Consider the following 16,232-nt stretch of genomic DNA (forward strand, 5'->3'; position numbering starts at 1 on the left):
CGTCCGGGCATGAACCGGCCGGGCCGGGACGACGCCCCCGACCGGCTGTACACCCTCACCCAGGGACGCAGCGGGACCGGCCCCGACACACCGTTCGACCTGGTCACCCTCGTGGTGGCCGAATCGGGCCCGGTGGCCGGGATGCAGTCGGAGCACGTGGCGATCCTCGAACTGACCCGGTCCCCCACGGCGGTGGTGGAGATCGCCGCCGAACTGCGCCTGCCCGTGAGCATCACCCGGGTGCTGCTCTGCGACCTGCTCGCGGCGGGCCGCGTCAGCGCCCGTCATCCGCACCGGCCGGCCATCACCGACCCCGACATCCTGGAACAGGTGCTCGTTGGACTCCGCAACCTCTGACGCCCGCGCCCCGCTGGGTGCCTCCGCCGACCAGGGTTTCAAAATCGTGGTCGTGGGCGGATTCGGCGTCGGCAAGACCACGCTGGTCCGCTCGGTCAGCGAGATACGTCCCCTCACCACCGAGGAGACGATGACCCAGGCCGGTGAGGCGGTCGACGACATCCGCCAGGTGCGCGGCAAGACCGCCACCACGGTCGCCTTCGACTTCGGCCGCATCAGCCTGGACGCCCGCAACGTGCTGTACCTGTTCGGCGCGCCGGGCCAGGAGCGGTTCTGGTTCCTGTGGGACCGGCTGTTCTCCGGCACGCTCGGCGCGGTCGTGCTGGTCGACACGCGCCGCATCGACGACTCCTGGTACGCGATCGACCGGCTGGAGCACCACGGCACGCCGTTCATCGTGGCCTGCAACGACTTCGGCGGTCCGGTGCACGCCGGGGCGGACGTCCGCGAGGCCCTCGACCTTGATCCGCGGGTGCCGCTGATCGACTGCGACGCCCGTTCCCGGGAGTCGGGCAAGCAGGTGCTGATCACCCTGGTGCAGCACGTGAAGAACCGGTACGCCGACCCGTCCGCGCGGGTCGGCCTGCCCCGACAGGAGCTCGTGTGACCACCCCCGACGCCGTCCCCCTCAGCGGACCCCGGTTCCAGACCGAACCCGCCCGTCTGTACCGGGAGATGCGGCGCGACCACGGCGCCGTCGTACCGGTGCTGCTAGACGGCGACGTACCGGCCTGGCTGGTCCTCGGCTATCGCGAACTGCACCAGGTCACCGGAGATCCGGTGCTGTTCAGCCGGGACTCGGACCTGTGGAACCAGTGGGACGACATCCCCGCGGACTGGCCGCTGCTGCCGATGATCGGCCGCAAGCAGCCGTCGATCCTCTACACCGTCGGTGAACGGCACCGGCAGCGGGCGGCGATGGTCGGCGACGCGCTGGAGGCCGTCGACCCGTCCGAACTGCGGCGCCACGCCGAGCGGTTCGCGGACGAGCTGATCGACGCGCTGTGCGCCGAGGGCGAGGCCGACCTGATCGCGCAGTACGCGATGCTGCTGCCGGTGCGTGTCCTGGCGCGGCTGTACGGCTTCCCCGACGAGGACGGCCCGGGACTGGTCACCGCCCTGAACGACATGATCGACGGGCGGGAGCGGGCCCTGGCCGGACAGGCCCATCTGGCCGATTCCATGGGCCGGTTGCTCGCGGACCGGACGAAGGAACCCGCCGACGACGTGGTCTCCCGGATGCTCGCCGACGGCAGCGGGTTCAGCGGCGAGGAGATCGCGCAGGACCTGATGGTGATGATGGCGGCCGGCCATCAGCCGACGGCCGACTGGATCGGGAACTCGCTGCGGCTGATGCTGACCGACGACCGGTTCGCCGCCTCGCTGTTCGGCGGCCGGCACAGCGTCGCCGAGGCGATGAACGAGGTGCTGTGGGAGGACACGCCCACCCAGAACGTGGCGGGCCGCTGGGCCGCCCGGGACACACACCTCGGCGGCCGGCGGATCCGCGCCGGCGACCTGCTGCTCCTCGGCCTCCAGGGCGCCAACTCCGATCCGCTGGTGCGCACCGACGCCTCCGCGCTGACCGGCGGCAACAACGCCCACTTCTCCTTCGGCCATGGTGAGCACCGCTGCCCGTTCCCCGCGCAGGAGGTCGCCGAGGTGATCGCGCGGACCGGCATCGAGGTGGTCCTGGACCGGCTGCCCGACATCGACCTGGCGGTGCCCGCCGAGTCCCTCACCCGCCGGCCCTCGCCCTGGCTCGGCGGCCTGACCCGGCTGCCCGTCCGGTTCACGCCCGTACCCGCCCTGTGAGCGGACGGGCGCTGTACCCCGACCCCGCCCTGGGAGGCACGTCACGATGACGACCGGTACCGAAGCACCCCGTATCGCCCTCGACCCCTTCGTGGGCGACCTGGACGCCGAGAGCGCGGCGCTGCGCGCGGCCGGCCCGCTGGCCGCCGTCGAACTTCCCGGCGGCGTCCCGGTGTGGGCCGTCACCCACCACGCCGAGGCGAAGGCGCTGCTCACCGACGCGCGGCTGGTGAAGGACATCAACGTGTGGGGGGCCTGGCAGCGGGGCGAGATCCCCCCGGACTGGCCGCTGATCGGCCTGGCCAACCCGGGCCGCTCCATGCTCACGGTGGACGGCGCCGACCACCGCCGCCTGCGCACCCTGGTCGCGCAGGCGCTCACCCCGCGCCGGGTCGAGCACATGCGCGGGCGGATCGAGAAGCTGACCGAGGGCCTGCTGGACGCGCTGCCCACGGACGGCTCGACCGTCGACCTGAAGGCGGCGTTCGCCTACCCGCTGCCCATGTACGTCGTCGCCGACCTCATGGGCATCGAGGAGGCCCGGCTGCCCCGGCTGAAGGTGTTGTTCGAGAAGTTCTTCTCCACGCAGACCCCGCCGCAGGAGGTCGTGGCGACCCTCACCGAGCTGGCCGGGATCATGGCGGAGACGGTCGCGGCGAAGCGGGCCGAGCCGGGTGACGACCTGACCAGCGCGCTGATCCTCGCCTCCGAGGACGGTGACCGCCTCACCGACGAGGAGATCGTCTCCACCCTCCAGCTGATGGTGGCGGCGGGCCACGAGACGACCATCTCGCTGATCGTCAACGCCGTCGTCGCCCTCTCCACCCACCCCGAGCAGCGGGCCCTGGTGCTGTCCGGCGGGGTCGGCTGGCCGGCGGTGATCGAGGAGACCCTGCGCCACGCCACCCCTACCTCGCACGTCCTGATCCGGTTCGCCACGGAGGACGTACCGGTCGGCGACCGGGTCATCCCGGCCGGGGACGCGCTCATCGTGTCGTACGGCGCGATCGGCCGGGACGAGCGGGCGCACGGGCCGACCGCCGGGGAGTTCGACATCACCCGCGAGTCACCGGCCCGTCACATCTCCTTCGGGCACGGCCCGCACGTCTGTCCGGGCGCCGCGCTGTCCCGCCTGGAGGCCGCGGTCGCCCTGCCGGCCCTCTACGCCCGCTTCCCCGACCTGGACCTGGCGGTACCCGCGACGGACCTGCGCAACAAGCCGGTGGTCACCCAGAACGACCTCTTCGAACTCCCCGTACGCCTCAACCCGTAACCCGGCGCGGAGCGCGCTCGCCTCCCGAGCGCGCTCCAGCTGGTGACACTGCGAGGCCCCGCCGTCCGTCACGGGCGAGCGGACGAGCGGGGCCGCTCAGGCGCTACCTGGCCGCGGCTACGACCGGCGTCATGCTCCCCTCCTTTCCGTGGGCCGGGAGCCCGGCGTCTCGACCACTTGACCTTCGCGAGAGTGAGGGTGGTCGGGCGTCGGTCCGCGTAGTGGGGACAGGCGGTCGGCTTGGGCGCGATCTGCTCATCGGTGAGCATCGGCACAGGCCTGGGCGGTGATCCACTTGGCCTTCTCCGTCTCGGTGTCCCTTTCGCGGCAGCACCGGTCGACGATCTGCCACAGCTTGCGCCACGAGACGCCGGGCAGGGGAGCAGCGGCCGGGGTTCTTGGTGGTGCGCCATCGGCTACGGCAGCCGGGCGATGCTCTTCGGCTGTCCGGGTGTGCCTGCCGTCTCGCTCTCCTGCTGGAAGGCCACCAGTTTCCCCGCCAGTCCGCTGACCTCTACGTCGCGGCCGGCTACCTGTGCGGGTTGCTCGCCTGGATGTCCTCCGATCTCGGACAGCCACGGGATGCCGACACCCAGGGCCGCACCGCATGGCTCTGCGCGGAATTGTCCGGTCACAACGACCTGCGTGCCTGGGTGCTTGCAACGCGGTCGAAGGTGGCGTTCTGGGACGGCAGGCTGCGCGAGGCCATCAACTTCGCCCGCCGCGGGACCGCCTACCGAACAACAGGTTCCGTCGCTGTCCTGCTGGCCTGCCAGGAGGCCGATGCTTGGTCGGAACTCGGCGCCGCCGGTGAAGCGATGGGAGCGCTCACCCGCGCCGTGGACGCTCGGGAGGCTGAGACGGGCCACGACGAGGTGGGGGGCATCTTCGCCTGTCAGCCCGCCCGCCAGGAGAACTACGCCGCGGCGGTGCGGCTGCGGGTGGGCCGCCCGGCCGATGCCCTGCACGCCGCGGACAATGCTCTGTCAATGCTCTCCATGCAACGGATCCGGGCATACGGCACCGAGGCGCAGATCCGTATCGTCCAGGCGGCAGCACATCTCGCGACGGGCGAGGCGGCGGGCGCGCTCGAAGCCCTCGCGCCGGTCCTCGCCCTCCCGCCGGATCACCGCCTGGCCCCCGTCACGCGCCGTCTCAGCGAACTGCTTTCGGATATGGGCCGGTGGCACGACTGCACCGGCACTGCGGCGACCGGACTACGCGCGGCCATCGAGAGTTTCTGTGTGGACTCGGCGCCTCGTCAGCTCGCGCTCTCGCCAGGGAGCGGGTCCCACTGATTGGATCGAGAGCTATGAGGACTCCGTTCGACAGCATGCGCAACCACTGGTGGTGGCGACCCGGCTGGAGTGTGGGCCGCCGCTTCTACACCTGGCATCTGACCTTCGAGGGGCAGGAGGACGTGCACCGTCTCGCCGCCCAGTACCGGGACGCGCTCGCTCCCCTCGGCGACGCTCTGACGCCCATCCCGGACCAGTGGCTGCACCTGACCATGCAGGGCATCGGTTTCGTCGGTGAAGTGCAGGAGCAGGACGTCCACGCCATCGTCGACGCGGCCAAGCTCAGGCTCGCCTCCGTACCCGCCTTCGACGTCCAGATCGGCCCTCACGTCCCTGACCCCGAAGCCATTTTGATGCACGTCCACCCCGACGGTCCCGTACATGCCGTCCGCAGCGCGATCCGCAGCGCCATCGGTGATGTTCTCGACGAGGTGCCGGAGAACACTGACGGCTTCACACCGCACGTCTCCGTCGCCTACAGCGCGAACGACGGCCCCACCGAGCCGATCACCCGAGCGCTGAGCGGTCTGGACCTCACTCCGGCCTACGCCCGGATCTCCAGCGCGGAGCTCATCGTGATCCACCGCGACAACCAGATGTACGAGTGGGATTCCCTCGCAACCGTGCCCTTGGGGTAGGTGGGCACTTGGGGCCCCTGCCGCCCCGCAGGAACGGCAGGGGCCCACGCCGCTTCTTGCACCTGCCAGCGCAAGGACGGCACGTCACCGCCTCCGGGCGGCGCCGGATCACAAGAGCTCCGGTGAGGCGATGGGCACGGGCCCGGATATGCCAGAGCTCGGCCCCGCAGAGACGGCGGGGGTCATGTAACTGTTCAGGCGTACTGACGGCGTTGCGGGTCGAATCCGAGGGCCTTCGGTGCAGTCGGTGAGCCCCTGTCGCTGGGCTGCGGTGTGTCGTCCTTCCGGCAGACCAGGGCGTTCGGGTCGCCCGGGGGCGCCGAGCGCGGTCATAGGCGACGATCGCCGCCGAGAAAGCCCGGGACGGCGTCCCGCGCCTGCGGGTCTGCGGGGCCCCGGTCGTGGCGCAGACGGACCGGATCAACTCCGAGTGTATCGGCGACCGTTCGGAGGGGGCCGTCCGTACGCCTTCCTGCCACGCTCGATCTTGCGGATGTGCCCAGTGAGACGCAGGCGGCATCGGCCAGTTCCTGCTAGGAGGATTCAACGGAGCCTAGACAGGTCCGGCGGACACCGTGGGAATGACGGTCTGTTCGGCCCGGACCAGGTCGCGGTGAGCGTCCGTCGACGCCGCGCGGGTGCGTCGAGGAGATCGTCGTCGCGCTCGTCGGCCGGGAGAGGCTGACGCTCGCCGCGGGCCTGGAGGTGCTGCCGCTGATCACCCAGGACTGGCAGATATATTTCGTAGCTCGATATATGCTCGGTGCATGACCAGACAGAATCCGCCCTTGACGGAACCGCAGTACTTCATCCTCGCTGCACTCATGGATGGTCCGTTGCACGGTTACGGCATCATCAAGGCTGCCGAGCAGGCCACCGACGGGAGGCTGCGGATCGCTGTCGGCACTCTCTACGGCGCGTTGGAGCGGATGGAGCGGGCCGGGCTGGTGGCCGCCGGCCATGAGGAGATCGTGGACGGGCGGGCGCGGCGCTACTACCGGCTCACCGAGGACGGCACCGAGGCACTCGGCCGGGAGGCGCTGCGGATGCAGCAGGCGGCGGCCGTCGTCATCGGACGCTCGCGGGACGCCGGAGCGGCCCCGGCATGAATCGTCTGCTGCTTGCGGTCTATCCCGAGTCCTACCGTTCCCGGCAGGGAGAGGAGGTGCTGGCCTGTCTGTCCGAGGCGTATCCCGGCCGCTCCTGGCCCCCGCCGCGGGAAGTCGCCGCCCTGGTGCGCGCCGGGGTGCAGGCCCGCGCCCGTGCCGTCGTCGACGACACGGCCCGGCCGTGGTGGCTGGACGGCATCCATCTGGCCGCCCTGGCCCTCGCCGCGCTGGCACTGGTTCCGTACTTGCAGGATGTGTGGCACTGGGCACTGCACATCGACCCCGGACAGCACGCCATCGCCTTCCACTTCTCCGGCTGGTACCCGTGGGCCGAAGGTCCCACGCGGATACGGCTGCTGCCCTACGGGCTGCTCCCGCTGGGCTGCCTGATCGCCCTGCTGCGCGGCAGACCGTGGATCGCGTTGCCGGCCGCGGCAGTCATGATGTGGGCCGGCGCCACGTCCCACGGCCGCGCCCTCTTCGGCGACGAGGGCAAGGCGGGTCTGGGCTACTACGGTCTCGGCGCCCCGATAACGGCCCGTGACCTGGTGCTGTCGGGGGCACTGTGCGCCGCGTGCGCCGTGTTGGCGCTCTGCCGTCCCAGCCGTCCGCGACGCCGCTCGTACCGCTGGCTGGCCCCCGTCGTGCTCGCCATGTTCGTGGCCGGGGGCCTGCACATCACCTCCGTCAGTCCGGCTTTCCAGCGCGGTCTGTTCGTCCTGGAAGTCGCCGCGCTGATCGCCGCGTGGGTGGCGACGGCCGCCACCGGCGACCACCGGTGGCTGATACCCGTCGCGGCGTTCGCGATCGTCCGCACGCAGGCGATCGTCGTCCGTCCGGACGCGTTCATGCAGTCCTTTCCGGACCTGGTCGTCCTCGTCCTGCTGATCGCACCCCTCCCCGCCCTGGTGATCGCCGCCCAGCGCCGACAGAGGCAGGCACTCGCCGAATAGGAGCGGCCCTCCGGTGGGCCGGCCGAGCCCGGCGGCCCACGTCGTGCCGGAAGACGTGCGTGACCCAACTCCCCCCGACGGAAGAAACCGAGCGATGACTCAGCACGATTCTCAGTCCCTGCCCGCGCACCGTCCGGGGGCCTCAAGGCAGGCCCCCGAGGCTCTTGAGGCCCCCGACGACCCCAGCTCGTCGCGTACGACACGGCCGTGGATGCCGGTTCTGCTGTACACCCTGGGGTTCCTGACGGTCTACCTGCTCGCCATCTGCACCCCGTGGGGGCAACGAGCTGAGAACGCCCTGTTCGGTCTCGGTGAACAGGGCGGCGAAGAAGCATGGATCTACCCCCTGTCAGGAGCGGCCTACGGCTCGACGCCCCTGCCGCCGATGGAACTGAGCGCCAAGCCCACCCTGATGGTGGGCCTGGCCGTCATCGTGGTCCTCACCCTGGTGCGGCGGTGCTGGCGGCAGGGGTGCGCGGCGCTCGGGGTCGTCATTCTCACGACCGGAGGCAAGGAGGTGCTCAGATCGACCGTCCTGCCCCGCCCCGATCTGGTGGGCGCGCCGGAGAATCTCCTCGATCAGGGGTTCCCCAGCGGGCACACGGCCATCCCCGCCGCGCTGACCCTCGCCGCCGTCCTCGTGGTCTCCCCCCGCGTCCGCCCCTACGTCGCCATGGCCGGTGTGCTGTGGCTCGCCTGCATCGCCGCCGCCAGCGCGACCATGGGCGGCCACCGGCCCAGCGAAGTGCTGGGAGCCACACTGTTGGCCTGTGCCTGTTACGGCCTCGCGACCTGGCTGCTGCCGCCGGCCGCCGTGCCAGGCGCCACGCGGAGCCCCCGTGCGCTGCCCGTCATCACCCTGACGCTGGCACTGGCCGTCGCCCTCGTTTCCGGCGCACGGAACGACACCCTCACAAGGTCACTGGTCTCCGCGGCGACGGCCTTCATCTGTGCGGCCGTGGTCTGGTACGCCGCAGTCGGGCGGCCCGCACACACCGCACGCCGCACACGACCCGCCCTGGACTGATCACCGGCCGGCTCCGGGCGGGAACCGTGTTCGCCTTCGGCCCCGGTCCGATACCTCGCGGGCTTGACTTCGAGCGCGCTCCAGCTCGTAGCGTCGCGGACAGCCGGTGCGGGAGGGACCGTTCGCACCCGGGGTCCCGTACGGGATGCCGGGGGGCGGAATCCGTCGCTAGATGGAGGGAGGCCCTCGTGCCGGGCGGAAATGACGATCGAGTGTGGAGGAAGGGATCTCGCATGCGGAAGCGCAGGCTAGGGGAGCTCGAGGTATCGGCCATCGGGCTCGGGTGCATGGGGATGTCCGCCTTCTACGGCTCCGCCGACCGGGAGGAGGGCATCGCGACCATCCGGCGCGCCCTCGACGTCGGTGTGAACTTCCTGGACACCGCGCAGATGTACGGGCCGCTCACCAACGAGTCGCTCGTCGGCGAGGCGGTCCGGGGCAACCGTGACGCGTACGTGATCGCCACGAAGTTCAACTACCGGATGGACGACGCCGTCCCCGGCGACATGAGCACGGTCGGCCCGCAGGACGGCTCGGCCGAGCACGTCCGCAGCTCGGTCCACGGCTCGCTCCAGCGGCTCGGTACCGACCACATCGACCTGTACTACCAGCACCGGGTCGACCCGAACGTGCCCATCGAGGAGACGGCCGGGGCGCTGGGCGAGCTGGTCGCCGAGGGCAAGGTGCGCTACATCGGGCTGAGCGAGGCGAGCGCGGAGACCATCCGGCGGGCTCACGCGGTGCACCCGGTCACCGCGGTGCAGAGCGAGTACTCGCTGTGGTCGCGGGACGTGGAGGCCGAGGTGCTGCCCGCCTGCCGGGAGCTGGGCATCGGCTTCGTGCCGTACTCGCCGCTGGGCCGCGGCTTCCTCGCGGGCCGCTTCTCCTCGCCGGAGGAGCTGGACGAGAACGACTTCCGCCGCACCAACCCGCGGTTCACCGACGCCAACCTGGAGGCCAACCTGCGGCTGGCGGCCAAGGTGAAGGAGATCGCCGCCGAGAAGGACGTGACCCCGGCCCAGCTGGCCATCGCCTGGGTGCTGGCCCAGGGCGAGCACCTGGTGCCCATCCCGGGCACCAAGCGGCGCTCCTACCTGGAGCAGAACGCCGCCGCGGCCGATATCGAGCTGACGGAGGAGGACCTGTCCCGCATCGACGCCGAACTGCCGGAGGTGGCGGGCGAGCGGTACGACGAGGCGGGGATGCGGACGGTCAACCGCTGACCGCCCGAGGGAGCGGGGCGCCCGCGGTGCGGGGTGGTGCGCGTGCGGGGTGGTGCGCGTGCGGGACACACGCCTTCCCCGGCCGCCGCCCCGGCCGTCGTGTGGCGGGCACGCTCGGTCGTCTGTGAGCAAACCCACCCGGCGGCGCAACGCTGCCTGGCGGCCCGCCGTTTGACGCGGGGAGGCGGGCGGCGGCCGGACGCGGTGGTGCGAGGCCACCCGTGGCGTCTGCCAGCATGGTCGACGCCCTGACCAGGCGGCCCGGCCGTGCAACGCAGTCGGACCGACGGGATCCGCCGGTCTCCTCCCCGCCACCTGGTTGTCGAGTACCCCGCCGTGTCCCGTGTCTCCGCCCTGCCCGCTTCCCCGTCCCCCACCGCCTCCCCGCGTTCACCGTGGCGGTCCCTGCGCCATCGGGGCATGCGCTGGTGGTCGGCCGCGAACTTCGTCTCCAACGCCGGTACGTGGATGCAGCTCACGGTGCAGAACCTGCTCGTGCTGCACCTCACCGGCTCGGCCGCGGCGACCGGTCTGTCGATCTCCGTCCAGGCGGCGCCCGCGCTGTTCGTGAGCCTGTTCGGCGGTGCGGCCGTCGACCGCTGGCCCCGGAAGCTGACGGTCACCGTGAGCCAGGCCCTGCTGGGCGCGGTCGCCTTCACCACGGCGCTGCTCGTCGCGCTGGACCGGATCGACCTGACGGCGCTGCTGGTACTGGCCGCCGTGACCGGTGTCGTCGCCACCGTCGACGGCCCGGCGTGCGCGCTGCTCGGCAACGACCTGGTGCCCGTGGAGGACGTGCCGTCCGCGATCGGGGTGGGCGCGCTCGTGCACAGCGCGGGTCGGCTGGCCGGCACCGGTCTGGCCGGGATCACCGTCGGTTTCTTCGGCACGGCCGCCGCGTACGCAGCCAACGGACTGTCGTTCCTGTTCGTCGCCTCGGTCGTGCCGCTGCTGCGGCCGGTCGCCGGGACCGCGGTGGCCCGGCCGGCGGCCAAGGTCCGGGCCGTCCCGGCGCGCGCGGAGCTGACCGTCCGGGAGGGGCTGGCCTTCTTCGCGCGCCGTCCGCGTCTGGTCGCCCTCGCGGGCATCACCGGGATCAGCTCCGTCTTCGGCCGCAACTACAGCCTGACCCTCGCCGTCCTCGTCGCCGGGCCGCTCGCGGGCGGCGCCGGCACGTTCGGCACGGTCTCGTCGGTGCTGGCCGTCGGCGGCATCCTGGGGGCGGTGCTGGGCGCGCGGCTGCGTAGGCCGTCCGTGCGGACCGTAGGCCTGCTCGCGGCGGCGGGCGGGCTGCTCCAGGTGGTGGCGGGTCTCGCGCCGTCGGTGGCCGTACTGCTGGTGCTGGTGCTGCCGATGGCGGTCGTGGAGTCCGTCTCGGACACCGCCGGGACGGCCGTGCTCCAGACCGATCCGCCGCCGCACCTGCGGGGCCGGGTGCTCGGCGTGTGGAGCAGTGTCGGCACGGTGTGGAGTCTCGGCGGACCCCCGCTGCTGGGCCTGCTGATGGAGTGGGCCGGCGCGCGCGGCGCCCTGGTCGCCGGCGGGCTGATCGTGGCCGGTTCGATCGGCGCGGGCCTGCTGGTGCGCCGGCGCGGCGGGCTTGCGCCGGTGAAGCCGGCGGTCGCGCGGCACCGTGACGTGACCGGCCCGGAGGCGCGGCACCTCGACGTGACCGGCCGGGAGGCGCTGGGCACCGCCGCCTGAGGCGCCGCCCGCACCGCCCCGCCCCGGACTCCGTCGGCACCGCCCCGGACCCCGTCGGCAGCGGCTCGACGGCCCTGCGGGTGCCCGGCCCGGTTCAGGTCTGCCGGCCGGGCAGGTGGTACACGTGGAAGGCCTGCCCGATCACCGGCTGGGCGACGTTGCGCACGCGGACGCCGCCGCTGGTCATCCCGTGCTCGGTGCCGGCGTGGGCGTGGCCGTGGACGGCGAGGTCGGCGCCGCCGGTGTCGACGGCCTCCGCGAGCAGGTAGCTGCCGAGGAACGGGTAGATCTCCAGCGGCTCCCCGGCGAGGGTGTCCGGGACGGGCGAGAAGTGGGTGAGCGCGACGCGTACGTCGCAGTCCCGCTGTTCCAGGTCCTTCAGGGCGCCGTGCAGGCCGTCGGCGCACCGGCGGCTGTAGCGCACGAACTCCTTCATGAGCGGTTCGCCGAACTCCCCGGCGCAGCGCCCGACGAAGCCGCCGCCGAAGCCCTTGGTCCCGGCGACCCCGATCCGGGCGCCGTCGGCGCCGGTGACGACGGTGGCCTCGCCCTCCAGGACGTGCGCGCCCGCGTCGCGCAGGATCGCGGTGACCTCCTCGGGGCGCTCGTCGTGGTGGTCGTGGTTGCCGAGCACGGCGACGACGGGCACTCCGAGGTCCTTGATCTCCCGGGCGACGACGGCGGCCTCCTCGGGGGTGCCGTGCCGGGTGAGGTCGCCGGCGAGCAGCAGGACGTCGGCGCACTCGGGCAGCGTCTCGAAGGAGGGGCGCAGGGTGCCCTGGCTCTCGGGGCCCATGTGGATGTCCCCGACGGCCGCGACGCGGATCATGTCAGGTCCTCTCCGTGGTCGGGGGAGGTCGTGCCGGCGACGAGCAGGTCGCAGTGGACCGGGTGCCCCGCCAGTTCCTCGCGGGCCGTCCGGAGGATCTCGTCCCGGCACTGGGTGGACGGCACGGTGCCGGTCAGCAGGACGGCGTCGCCGCGCATCTCGAGCCGGACACCGAGTTCCCCCAAGGTTCCGGAGGCCAGGTGTTCGGCGAGGTGGGCGACGCGGTAGTCGAGGCTCCCCGCGGTGGGCGAGGGCGGGCCGGTGTCGGTCATTGCTGGTCCTCCTGGGCGTCGATGACGTTCAGCCGTTCGAGGAGGAAGAGGAACGCGGCCGCCATGGGCTGGTCGCCGCAGGCGGCGCGGACGTCCTCCCAGTCGACCTTCTCGCGGACTGCCCGGGCCACCGGGAGGACCGAGCCGAAGTCGCAGTAGTGCTCGGAGAACGCGCTGATCAGACTGCGGATCAGGTCGGTCGGGGACAGCACGGGCATGAGCACCGAGTCGACCGGCAGCACGTGGGCCCGGTCGAGCATCTCCCGGGTGACGGGCCGGTGGGCCAGCGAGAAGATGATGTCGACGTTCTGCCCGTGGCACGTGGTCTTCAGCAGCCAGTCCTCCGGCGGGGTGAGCACCGCGAGGCCGGCCTCCCGGATGGTGGCGGCCACCGCGTCGGCGTCGTCGGGCAGTACGCAGAAGTCGGCGTCGTGCTGGAGGTAGCGGCTGCCGCCGTGGGCATAGACGGCGACGCTCCCGGCCAGCGCGAACGGGTGGCCCGCGCGTTTGAGGAGGGCGCCGATCTGTTTGGCGGCCTCGAGGATCGCCTGGCTACGGTCGTGCGGCAGGTCCGCGGGTTCCGCGGCGGGCCCGGCCTGCCGGTCCGGTCCGTCCGTGGCGAGGCGGATACCGGAGGCCTCCGGTCGCCGGACGGGCACGGCTTCCTCCCCGTTGTGCGTCATGACCTCTCCATTCGGCACCTTTCGCCCCGGGCCGGCCTGATCGGTTCCGGGAGCCGTACGGGTACCCTGCGGGCCGCCACCGACACCGCGCCACCGCGAGGACCGGCCGTCTTGCGCGGTGGCCGCCCGACCGGCCCGGGAGCAGGCTGGTAGGCATGGCATCCCGGCTCGGGCGCGCGGGGACGTGGCGACCGTGGCAGTCGGTTCCCGTACTGCTGCTGTTCCCGGTCCTGCTCATCGTGGTGATCACGCTGGTGGACATGCGGGCCCCCTACGACGTGCACTTGGGGCCGGCACTGGTGATCGCGCCCGCGCTGACCCCGTCGTTCGCCGGGCCCCGGACGACCGCCGCGGTCGGGGGGCTCGCGGTGGCCGCCCAGATCCTCATCGGGATCACCCACGGCGGACTCGGCACCACCAACCACATCGTGCAGATCATCACGCTCGCGGTCCTCGTGGTGCTCACCGTTCTCTACAGCGCCCTACGGGAGCGCCGGCAGGCCCAGCTGGCCCAGGTCCGCACGGTCTCGGAGGCCGCGCAGCACGTCCTGATGTGGCCGCTGCCCGAGCGGATCGGCCCGCTGCGGATCGCCTCGCTGTACCTGGCCGCGGAGGACGAGGCGCAGATCGGCGGGGACCTGTACGCGGCCAGCCGGTCGGGGGACGCGGTCCGCGTCCTGATCGGCGACGTCCGCGGCAAGGGCCTGTCCGCCATCGGGGAGGCGGCGCTACTGCTCAGCGCCTTCCGGGAGAGCGCGCACCGGCATGTCGCGCTGGCCGGGCTGGCCGGCGCCCTGGACCAGAGCGTCACCCGGTACGCGGCCGAGCTGGACGCGCCGGACGAGGTCGGCGAACGGTTCGCCACCGCGCTGCTCGTGGAGATCCCGGACCGGGATCACGTGACCCGGATGACCAGCTGCGGCCACCCGCCGCCGCTGCTGCTGAGCCCCGGTCACGTCGTCACGGTGCCGAGCCTTCACCCGTCGCCGCCGCTCGGCGTGCAGGCCGGTGACGAACCCACCCTGGACGTGTTCTCCTTCGAGCCGGGAGACACCCTGCTGCTGTACACGGACGGGGTCGTGGAGGCGCGGGACGACCGTGGCCGGTTCTACCCGCTCACCGACCGGGTCGCGCGCTGGACCGACGACAGTCCCGAGGCGCTGCTGCACCATCTGCGACGCGATCTGCTCGCCCATGCCGGCGGGCGTCTGGGCGACGACGCCGCGCTCATCGCCCTGCACCGCACCGCCGACGACGGCCAGCACGGCCACGGCCACGGCCACGGCCACGGCGGTACGGTCCGGCACGGGTGAGGGCGCGCGTTCATCTCCTGCGGACCGCGGTGGCCGGCGCGGACGGCCACGGCGGGGAGGTGCGGGGGGCATGGGGCCCGCCCCGAATGGGGCGGGGCGGGGCCGCACGCCCGGTGCCGCCGGTCAGGCGACCGGCTTCAGGCCGGTGATCTTCAGGGTCTTCAGGTCCGACCGGACGTCGATCCGGCTGACGGTGGGGTGCGGTCCGTCGTTCCAGGTGAGCGTGACGCGGCTGGTGGCATGGCCCGCGCCGGACCCGGTGTAGGCGACCTTCCACTTCACCGGCACGTTCTGCGCGAAGAGGATGCCGTCGGCGTGTTCCTTCTTCTCGTAGGCGGCGACCGCCTTCTTGGCGGCCGCGGAGAGGTAGAAGCCGCGCAGGGCCTTCGCGCTCGCACCGGCGGTGGAGTCGTCGGTGGCCCAGACGGCGTCGATGTAGGCGCCGTAGAAGTCGGTCACGTGCTGGGTGACGTTGCGCGGGTCACCCTGGGCGGACGACACGGCGGCGGCGCGGGTGGTGTGGCTCGCGCCCGCCCCGGCGAGGGCGGGCGTCACGGCGGCCAGTGTGAGGCCCGCGGTGAGCGCCGTGGCGGTGAGCAGGGTCTTGCGGCTGCGTACGGACATGTGTCTTCTTCCCCCGGTTTCTTCGCGACCGGCCCGGTCCCGGCCGTCGACAGAGGCTAAGACCGCTTCTCGCGCGGCTTGGTTCCGCCGCTCCCCCGTCGGTTTCCGGTCGTTCGCCGCCGGCCGTGGCCGACCGTCCCCGGCACTCGCGCGCGGGGCCGCGCGGGTGCCCGCGGGACGGGCGACGGGGTCTCATGGTGTCGGCCGTCCGGCCGTGGTGCGGGCAGGGCGGGGCCGGGGTCCGGGAGGTGGGGCGGACCCCGGCCCCTGGTCCGTCAGGGCTTGCGGGCGACCGCGCCGTACATGGCGATGTCCTCGTCCCGGACGTCCTTCTCCCCGGTGCCGTCGGGATGCCACTTGTGCACCTGGACGACGCCGGGCTCGACCAGCTCCAGGCCGTCGAAGAACGCGTGGGCCTCGTCGAGGGTGCGCAGCCGCATCGGCATGTTCCGGGCCGCGTACTCGCGGGCGACGCGGCCCACCTCCGCGGGCGCGAAGTCGGCGGTGCCGATGGACATCGCCAGGTAGCTGCCGGACGGCAGCGGTTCCAGCAGCCGGCGGACGACACCGACCGCGTCGTCCTCGTCCAGCATGAAGTGGACGATCGCGATGACGGTGAGCGCGACGGGCCGGCTCAGGTCGAGGGTCTCGCGCAGCTGTGGGGCGTCCAGGATGGCGGACGGGTCACGGAAGTCGGCCTCGACGTACGAGGTCCGGCCCTCGGGGGCGCTCGCGAGCAGGCCCTGGGAGAGGGTGAGGACGATCGGGTCGTTGTCGGCGTACACGACCCGGGACCCGGGGGCGACGGCCTGGGCGATCTCGTGCAGGTTGGGCGAGGTGGGGATGCCGGTGCCGATGTCCAGGAACTGGCGCACGCCCGCCTCCTCGGCGAGCCAGCGCACGGCGCGGTTCATGAAGTCGCGGTTGGCGCGCATGTGCACCGGGAGCGCGGGCCACTCCCGTGACATGGCGTCACCGGCCTCCTGGTCGGCGGGGTAGAAGTCCTTGCCGCCGAGTATGTAGTCGTAGATCCGGGCGGAGTGGGCGTTCTCGGTGTCGATGCGGTCGGCCGGCCATCCGTTGTCGGGCAACGCCGTGTCTCCCATTCGGTCGG

General features: G+C 72.5%; 17 protein-coding genes. 12 read left to right on the forward strand and 5 right to left on the reverse strand.

What is annotated here, in order from left to right; all coding sequences use genetic code 11:
- Positions 1-9: 9 nt before the first annotated feature.
- The 11 genes from ACIQVT_RS03695 to ACIQVT_RS03745 all read left to right on the forward strand — a co-directional run bounded on the left by ACIQVT_RS03695 (position 10) and on the right by ACIQVT_RS03745 (position 11,397).
- A complete protein-coding gene (locus tag ACIQVT_RS03695) occupies positions 10-357 on the forward strand; it encodes a DUF742 domain-containing protein (RefSeq protein WP_403746898.1) in 348 nt (115 codons plus the stop codon).
- The gene (locus tag ACIQVT_RS03700) at positions 338-964 is read left to right on the forward strand and encodes a GTP-binding protein (protein WP_403746900.1); all 627 of its coding nucleotides are present in this window, start codon (positions 338-340) and stop codon (positions 962-964) included. The genes ACIQVT_RS03695 and ACIQVT_RS03700 overlap by 20 nt, the downstream gene beginning before the upstream one ends.
- Positions 961-2,172, forward strand: a complete 1,212-nt coding sequence (locus ACIQVT_RS03705; protein WP_403746904.1) for a cytochrome P450 — start codon at positions 961-963, stop codon at positions 2,170-2,172. Before ACIQVT_RS03700 ends, ACIQVT_RS03705 begins: the two co-directional genes overlap by 4 nt.
- Positions 2,173-2,218: 46 nt before the next feature.
- Positions 2,219-3,445: a cytochrome P450 gene (locus ACIQVT_RS03710; protein ID WP_403746906.1), complete on the forward strand. Its 1,227-nt coding sequence runs from the start codon at positions 2,219-2,221 to the stop codon at positions 3,443-3,445.
- Between the two features lie 404 nt (positions 3,446-3,849).
- A complete protein-coding gene (locus ACIQVT_RS03715) occupies positions 3,850-4,743 on the forward strand; it encodes an XRE family transcriptional regulator (RefSeq protein ID WP_403746908.1) in 894 nt (297 codons plus the stop codon).
- Between the two features lie 14 nt (positions 4,744-4,757).
- A complete protein-coding gene (locus ACIQVT_RS03720) occupies positions 4,758-5,381 on the forward strand; it encodes a 2'-5' RNA ligase family protein (protein WP_403746910.1) in 624 nt (207 codons plus the stop codon).
- Between the two features lie 767 nt (positions 5,382-6,148).
- Complete coding sequence (locus ACIQVT_RS03725; RefSeq protein ID WP_037689838.1) at positions 6,149-6,490, forward strand: PadR family transcriptional regulator; 342 nt, start codon at positions 6,149-6,151, stop codon at positions 6,488-6,490.
- Positions 6,487-7,443: a hypothetical protein gene (locus ACIQVT_RS03730; protein ID WP_403746912.1), complete on the forward strand. Its 957-nt coding sequence runs from the start codon at positions 6,487-6,489 to the stop codon at positions 7,441-7,443. Before ACIQVT_RS03725 ends, ACIQVT_RS03730 begins: the two co-directional genes overlap by 4 nt.
- 211 nt (positions 7,444-7,654) lie before the next feature.
- A complete protein-coding gene (locus tag ACIQVT_RS03735; protein WP_403746914.1) occupies positions 7,655-8,470 on the forward strand; it encodes a phosphatase PAP2 family protein in 816 nt (271 codons plus the stop codon).
- Between the two features lie 233 nt (positions 8,471-8,703).
- Positions 8,704-9,693, forward strand: coding sequence for an aldo/keto reductase (locus tag ACIQVT_RS03740; protein WP_403746919.1), 990 nt, complete (start codon positions 8,704-8,706; stop codon positions 9,691-9,693).
- A 420-nt stretch (positions 9,694-10,113) separates the two neighbouring features.
- On the forward strand, positions 10,114-11,397 hold the full coding sequence (locus ACIQVT_RS03745; RefSeq protein ID WP_403746921.1) for an MFS transporter: 1,284 nt from the start codon (positions 10,114-10,116) through the stop codon (positions 11,395-11,397).
- 94 nt (positions 11,398-11,491) lie between these two features.
- Here ACIQVT_RS03745 and ACIQVT_RS03750 read toward each other — a convergent pair whose 3' ends face one another.
- The 3 genes from ACIQVT_RS03750 to ACIQVT_RS03760 are packed head-to-tail and all read right to left on the reverse strand — an operon-like array spanning position 11,492 to position 13,181.
- Positions 11,492-12,226, reverse strand: coding sequence for a metallophosphoesterase (locus tag ACIQVT_RS03750; protein WP_403746923.1), 735 nt, complete (start codon positions 12,224-12,226; stop codon positions 11,492-11,494).
- Positions 12,223-12,498, reverse strand: coding sequence for a BON domain-containing protein (locus tag ACIQVT_RS03755; RefSeq protein ID WP_403746926.1), 276 nt, complete (start codon positions 12,496-12,498; stop codon positions 12,223-12,225). Before ACIQVT_RS03755 ends, ACIQVT_RS03750 begins: the two co-directional genes overlap by 4 nt.
- Positions 12,495-13,181, reverse strand: a complete 687-nt coding sequence (locus ACIQVT_RS03760; RefSeq protein WP_403746930.1) for a hypothetical protein — start codon at positions 13,179-13,181, stop codon at positions 12,495-12,497. The genes ACIQVT_RS03755 and ACIQVT_RS03760 overlap by 4 nt, the downstream gene beginning before the upstream one ends.
- A gap of 155 nt (positions 13,182-13,336) precedes the next feature.
- Here ACIQVT_RS03760 and ACIQVT_RS03765 point away from each other — a divergent pair, with 155 nt between their 5' ends.
- Entirely contained in the window at positions 13,337-14,494 is a 1,158-nt protein-coding gene (locus tag ACIQVT_RS03765; protein WP_403746933.1) for a PP2C family protein-serine/threonine phosphatase, read from the forward strand.
- Positions 14,495-14,617: 123 nt separating this feature from the next.
- Here the strand turns inward: ACIQVT_RS03765 and ACIQVT_RS03770 are convergent, their stop codons facing one another.
- Positions 14,618-15,118 (reverse strand): hypothetical protein, encoded by a 501-nt coding sequence (locus ACIQVT_RS03770; protein WP_403746935.1) that lies wholly within the window; start codon positions 15,116-15,118, stop codon positions 14,618-14,620.
- A 275-nt stretch (positions 15,119-15,393) separates the two neighbouring features.
- Entirely contained in the window at positions 15,394-16,209 is an 816-nt protein-coding gene (locus ACIQVT_RS03775; protein ID WP_403746938.1) for an SAM-dependent methyltransferase, read from the reverse strand.
- Between the last annotated feature and the right edge of the window lie 23 nt (positions 16,210-16,232).

Source organism: Streptomyces sp. NPDC100445 (genome assembly GCF_044759735.1).
Lineage (GTDB): Bacteria > Actinomycetota > Actinomycetes > Streptomycetales > Streptomycetaceae > Streptomyces.

What these genes read in the sequence shown, in the direction of transcription:
- ACIQVT_RS03695 (WP_403746898.1), top strand. Translation starts at nt 10, where the DNA reads ATGAACCGGCCGGGCCGGGACGACGCCCCCGACCGGCTGTACACCCTC.
- ACIQVT_RS03710 (WP_403746906.1), top strand. Translation starts at nt 2,219, where the DNA reads ATGACGACCGGTACCGAAGCACCCCGTATCGCCCTCGACCCCTTCGTG.
- ACIQVT_RS03720 (WP_403746910.1), top strand. Translation starts at nt 4,758, where the DNA reads ATGAGGACTCCGTTCGACAGCATGCGCAACCACTGGTGGTGGCGACCC.
- ACIQVT_RS03725 (WP_037689838.1), top strand. Translation starts at nt 6,149, where the DNA reads ATGACCAGACAGAATCCGCCCTTGACGGAACCGCAGTACTTCATCCTC.
- ACIQVT_RS03730 (WP_403746912.1), top strand. Translation starts at nt 6,487, where the DNA reads ATGAATCGTCTGCTGCTTGCGGTCTATCCCGAGTCCTACCGTTCCCGG.
- ACIQVT_RS03735 (WP_403746914.1), top strand. Translation starts at nt 7,655, where the DNA reads ATGCCGGTTCTGCTGTACACCCTGGGGTTCCTGACGGTCTACCTGCTC.
- ACIQVT_RS03740 (WP_403746919.1), top strand. Translation starts at nt 8,704, where the DNA reads ATGCGGAAGCGCAGGCTAGGGGAGCTCGAGGTATCGGCCATCGGGCTC.
- ACIQVT_RS03745 (WP_403746921.1), top strand. Translation starts at nt 10,114, where the DNA reads ATGCGCTGGTGGTCGGCCGCGAACTTCGTCTCCAACGCCGGTACGTGG.
- ACIQVT_RS03750 (WP_403746923.1), bottom strand. Translation starts at nt 12,226, where the DNA reads ATGATCCGCGTCGCGGCCGTCGGGGACATCCACATGGGCCCCGAGAGC.
- ACIQVT_RS03755 (WP_403746926.1), bottom strand. Translation starts at nt 12,498, where the DNA reads ATGACCGACACCGGCCCGCCCTCGCCCACCGCGGGGAGCCTCGACTAC.
- ACIQVT_RS03760 (WP_403746930.1), bottom strand. Translation starts at nt 13,181, where the DNA reads ATGACGCACAACGGGGAGGAAGCCGTGCCCGTCCGGCGACCGGAGGCC.
- ACIQVT_RS03765 (WP_403746933.1), top strand. Translation starts at nt 13,337, where the DNA reads ATGGCATCCCGGCTCGGGCGCGCGGGGACGTGGCGACCGTGGCAGTCG.
- ACIQVT_RS03770 (WP_403746935.1), bottom strand. Translation starts at nt 15,118, where the DNA reads ATGTCCGTACGCAGCCGCAAGACCCTGCTCACCGCCACGGCGCTCACC.